The following is a 3708-nucleotide window of genomic DNA, read 5'->3' as shown; positions in this document are numbered from 1 at the left end:
GCCAGGCACACCCACTGACCAGCACGTAGATGATCGCCGCGAAGACCGCCTCGTCATCGATGTTCGCGACCCCGCCACCCTGCGGACGCACGCGATCCGGCGGCAGCAATGGCCTCGCTATCCCCCACAAGCCGTCCGGAACAATCCATCCCCACCGTCCACTCCCCATGACCAGCACAACTGCCAACTGACCATGTAAGACACGGTCTAAAAGATACCGGTGACTTTGTTGGTGGTGGGTCGTTGGGTGTGGTGTGCCAAGGCCTGGACAGGTGAAGTCGTCGGGTGAGCGGTTGTCGGACCGGATCGCTCTGGGTGTGCTGACGCGGGTGTTTCCGCCCGAGTTGGTGGATGAGGTGGTTGTTGGGTGTGGGCGTCTGGAACAGCGGTCGCGGCTGTTGCCGGCCCGGGTGGTGGTCTATTTCGTGCTCGCGATGTGTCTGTTCTCCGGGCAGGGCTATGAGGAGGTGGCCCGGCTGCTGACGCAGGGGCTGGAGCGGGTGCGCAGGTGGGAGAAACCGTGGCGGGTGCCGACGACAGCGGCGATCGGCCGGGCCCGCCGACGGTTGGGGCCGGAGCCGTTGAAGGTGCTGTTCGCGCGAGTGTGCCGGCCGGTGGCCGTGGAGGACACCGCTGGTGCCTGGTATCGGCGGTGGCGTCTGGTTGCGGTGGACGGCACGGTCTTCGATGTGCCGGACACCGGGGCGAATAGCGCTTTCTTCGGCCGCCCGGGCTCGGGCCGGGGACAGCAGCGCAGTGCCTACCCGCAGGTGAGGGTTGCTGCGCTGGTGGAGTGCGGGACACACGCGGTGTTCGCCGCGGCGACCGGCCCGCTGTCGGTTCATGAACAGCATTTGATTCCCTGCCTGCTGGGCCGGCTCGAGCCGGGAATGCTGCTGATGGCCGACCGTGGCATCACCGGCTTCGAGCTGTGGCGGGCCGCCTCTGACACGGGCGCGGACCTGTTGTGGCGCGTCCGCAAGAACATCGTGCTCCCGGTCCTCGAAGCCTTCGACGACGGCTCCTACCCGTCCGAGATCGTTGCGGCAGGCGACCGCAAGCGCCGGGATCCGGTCCGGGTCCGCGTCATCGAGTACACCCTCGGCCATGAGGATGACGACACGGTCTACCGGCTGATCACGACCATCTGCAACCCGCAGGAGGCTTCTGCGGCCGACCTGGCGGGGCTCTACCATCAGCGCTGGGAGATCGAGAACACCCTGGACGAGATCAAAACCCATCAGGGCGGACACCGCCTCGTCCTCCGCTCGCAGTACCCCGATGGCGTCGAGCAGGAAATCTACGGCTTCCTCCTTGTCCACCACGCACTTCGGGACGTCATGCACCACACCGCTCACCAAGCCGGCCTCGACCCCGACAGGCTGTCCTTCACCCGCACCCTTCGCATCGCTCGCCGCCACGTCACCGACCAGGCGGCACTTTCCCCCCTCACGACTCAGTCGAGCCCTGACTCACACCATCCGTGAGCTGCTGGAACGACTCCTGCCACCCCGCAGGCAACGCTCCAACCCCCGTGTCATCAAACGCAAGATGGCCAACTGGCGCCTCAAACACACCCACCACCGCAACCCACCCCGACCACCCGCAGCAGCAATCACACTGGCCCCACCCACCAAACCAGAAAAACACCTAAATCACTGGTATTGGGTCTAAAAGGGGCTCGGGCAGCTCATCGATCGATCCTGAGCTGGACCGTAAGTCGGAGGGCTCCGTTGAGGTCGCCGGACTGCCACCTGTAGCAGTCCGGCGTGGAACCGAGGTACCCCGGCTCCACCCGGCATGCCGCCGGGCCGGATCAGCTCCGGGTGACGGCGACAAGCAGCCCGACGACGGTGACCATGAGCATCATCGCGGCCAGGGTGGGCACCAAATGGGCCGGCTCGTCCGGCTCGGTGTCCTTCCAGCGCGAGCCGCGTACGATGCCCGACACACTTGTGATGCCATGCCGACCGGCTTGGGCGCCAACGAGTACATCCTGGCCGCCCTGGACTCCGGTGCCGCCGGTTTCCAGTTGTGAGGCCGGCAATGTCCGGCATCCGGATGTCCGGCAGGTCCACGTCCAGGCGCTCCGCGCGGACGGTGTCGACGGCTGGCACCGGTCAAGGTCGCGACGACCTCGATGTCGTCGGCCGCGTTGAGGATGAGCCGAAAGCCGGATCGGAGCAGTGCCTCGCCGTCCACCACGCCGATCACATGTGTTCCGCCTCACACTCTGTTCGCACCGTCGGCTGTACATTCGAAGTACACACGCCGATGGCTGTCCATGCCTGCTGCACTGCTGCACTGCTCCGCCGAGAGCAACGAGAGCACCGAGCCCAAAGCCCCGGATGACCAGGGAGGCTCCGCGAGCAGCGGCTCCGGACACCCGGCAGGTGGGCCTCCGCCAGATGGCGGGGGTGGCCCGGACATCTGCCGGATACCCGGCGATCAGCCCGCTCACAAACCTGGAAGGCATGACTCAGTACTCAGACGTCGCAGCTCCTGTGGTAGACGCCCCGGCCCCCGTGCGCGACAGCGGAAAGGCACCGGCGGGCCGACTGATCGGGCTGGACCTGGCCCGCGGGCTCGCGGTATTCGGCATGTATGCGGCTCATGTGGGGCCCGACCCTGACCAGGGCGGTGTGACCGGCTTCCTGATGGAGCTGGCCCACGGCAGGTCCTCCGCTCTCTTCGCCTTCCTGGCGGGCTTCGCCGTTGTTCTCATCACCGGGCGCGTGACGCCGAAGACGGGCCGGGCCGGGCGCCAGGCAGTGGCCAAGGTGGTGATCCGGGCCGTGATCCTTCTGGCCCTGGGCACCGCGCTGACCATGAGCGGCATCCCGGTCGATGTGATCCTTGCCTTCTACGGCCTGTACTTCCTGCTCGTACTGCCGCTGTACCAGCTTGGCGCCGGCCCCCTGGCGGCGATCGCCGCGGGAACGGCCCTCGTCCTGCCCCAGGTGCTCTACGTGGTGCAGCAGGCGATCGGCGACAGTGGCGTCCGCTCGCCCGGTGAGCCCGACGGCATCGTCTCGCTGCTCTTCACCGGCGCCTACCCGGCCCTGACCTGGATCCCGTTCGTGATCGCCGGCATGGCCGTGGCCCGCCTGGACCTGGCTGCCACCACTGTCCTGACACGCCTGGCCCTCACGAGTGCCGTCCTCATGATCACCGGCTACGGAGGCTCCTGGCTGGCGCTGCACGTCGCTCCCGGCGCCGCCGACGCCATCGGCGCGGGTGGGGCGAGCGCGTGGTGGTCCGACATCGCGGGCTATCCGTCCGGTGACACCCCCGCCTGGCTGCTGGCTGCCTCCCCGCACAGTGAGACCACCCTGTCGATCCTGGGCAACACTGGTGTGGCGATCATGGTAGTGACCGCGTGTCTGGCCGCGACGGACGCCCTCCCGCGGCTCCAGTTCCTGGCCCGGCCGGTCATCGCAGTCGGTTCCATGTCGCTGACCGCGTACGTCTTCCACCTCGTCGCCATCCAGTTCCTGGGCATCGAGGAACTGCCCGGATCGCCCCTGTACGTCCTGCTCGACTTCATCGCGACCGCTATCGTGTTCGCGACCGTCTGGTCGCGCTTCCAGCAGCGCGGACCACTCGAATGGCTGATGACCAAGGCGACGGACCTGGCCCGGCACGTCCGCTGAGCGCAGAACCGGCCGGATCGGCGCCCCGACGTCGGCGGTCGACGCCCCCTGGCGA

General features: G+C 67.6%; 4 protein-coding genes and 1 pseudogene. 2 read left to right on the top strand and 3 right to left on the bottom strand.

Features of this window, described 5'->3' with window-relative positions; genetic code table 11:
- On the bottom strand, nt 1-169 hold a 169-nt coding region (locus ACFU8Q_RS40120; RefSeq protein ID WP_384464741.1), incomplete at its 3' end, for a transposase.
- An 85-nt stretch (nt 170-254) separates the two neighbouring features.
- On the opposite strand from ACFU8Q_RS40120, the gene ACFU8Q_RS40115 reads away from it, so the two are divergent.
- Nucleotides 255-1487, top strand: coding sequence for an IS4 family transposase (locus tag ACFU8Q_RS40115; protein ID WP_384464738.1), 1233 nt, complete (start codon nt 255-257; stop codon nt 1485-1487).
- 329 nt (nt 1488-1816) lie between these two features.
- Here ACFU8Q_RS40115 and ACFU8Q_RS40110 read toward each other — a convergent pair whose 3' ends face one another.
- Both ACFU8Q_RS40110 and ACFU8Q_RS40105 read right to left on the bottom strand, forming a co-directional pair.
- The gene (locus tag ACFU8Q_RS40110; RefSeq protein ID WP_384464743.1) at nt 1817-1951 is read right to left on the bottom strand and encodes a hypothetical protein; all 135 of its coding nucleotides are present in this window, start codon (nt 1949-1951) and stop codon (nt 1817-1819) included.
- A gap of 78 nt (nt 1952-2029) precedes the next feature.
- Nucleotides 2030-2214: pseudogene (locus tag ACFU8Q_RS40105) on the bottom strand (response regulator); the annotation flags it as partial.
- A 260-nt stretch (nt 2215-2474) separates the two neighbouring features.
- Between ACFU8Q_RS40105 and ACFU8Q_RS40100 the strand changes: the two are divergent.
- Nucleotides 2475-3653, top strand: a complete 1179-nt coding sequence (locus ACFU8Q_RS40100; RefSeq protein ID WP_384464736.1) for a DUF418 domain-containing protein — start codon at nt 2475-2477, stop codon at nt 3651-3653.
- The last annotated feature ends 55 nt before the right edge of the window (nt 3654-3708 follow it).

The organism is Streptomyces sp. NPDC057543 (assembly GCF_042801895.1).
GTDB lineage: Bacteria > Actinomycetota > Actinomycetes > Streptomycetales > Streptomycetaceae > Streptomyces.
This window is presented reverse-complemented; position numbering and strand designations above follow the sequence as displayed.

Excerpts from the sequence above, each read along its gene's own strand:
- ACFU8Q_RS40100 (WP_384464736.1), top strand. The coding sequence starts at position 2,475 with ATGACTCAGTACTCAGACGTCGCAGCTCCTGTGGTAGACGCCCCGGCC.